This is a genomic window from Myxococcus llanfairpwllgwyngyllgogerychwyrndrobwllllantysiliogogogochensis (genome assembly GCF_006636215.1).
GTDB lineage: Bacteria > Myxococcota > Myxococcia > Myxococcales > Myxococcaceae > Myxococcus > Myxococcus llanfairpwllgwyngyllgogerychwyrndrobwllllantysiliogogogochensis.
In genome coordinates this window covers 1-500 of the sequence record NZ_VIFM01000690.1, presented here as the reverse complement: position 1 = coordinate 500, position 500 = coordinate 1, and the positions used below count along the sequence as shown (strand labels likewise).

Annotated in this window: 1 protein-coding gene; it reads left to right on the top strand. The window is 51.8% G+C overall.

Annotated elements, in window-relative coordinates:
• Nucleotides 1-156: EF-Tu C-terminal domain-related protein (locus tag FJV41_RS55480; RefSeq protein ID WP_072179303.1), on the top strand; the 156-nt coding region annotated here is incomplete at its 5' end.
• Between the last annotated feature and the right edge of the window lie 344 nt (nt 157-500).

Below are 500 nucleotides of genomic sequence, written 5' to 3'. Positions count from 1 at the left end.
CTGCCGGAAGGCGTAGAGATGGTAATGCCGGGCGACAACATCAAAATGGTCGTTACCCTGATCCACCCGATCGCGATGGACGACGGTCTGCGTTTCGCAATCCGTGAAGGCGGTCGTACCGTTGGCGCGGGCGTGGTTGCTAAAGTTCTCGGCTAATCGCTGATAACATTTGACGCAATGCGCAATAAAAGGGCATCATTTGATGCCCTTTTTGCACGCTTTCACACCAGAACCTGGCTCATCAGTGATTTTATTTGTCATAATCATTGCTGAGACAGGCTCTGTAGAGGGCGTTAAATCCGAAACGCAGCAGAGCATTTCGGTTTGGTTGCCTCGCTCTCGCGGGGCAAAATTATTTGTCTGAATTCTTGTGACAGGTTGGTTTATGAGTGCGAATACCGAAGCTCAAGGGAGCGGGCGCGGCCTGGAAGCGATGAAGTGGACGATCGTTGCCGTGCTGCTGATTGTGGCCATCGTAGGCAACTTCCTTTATCGTGACA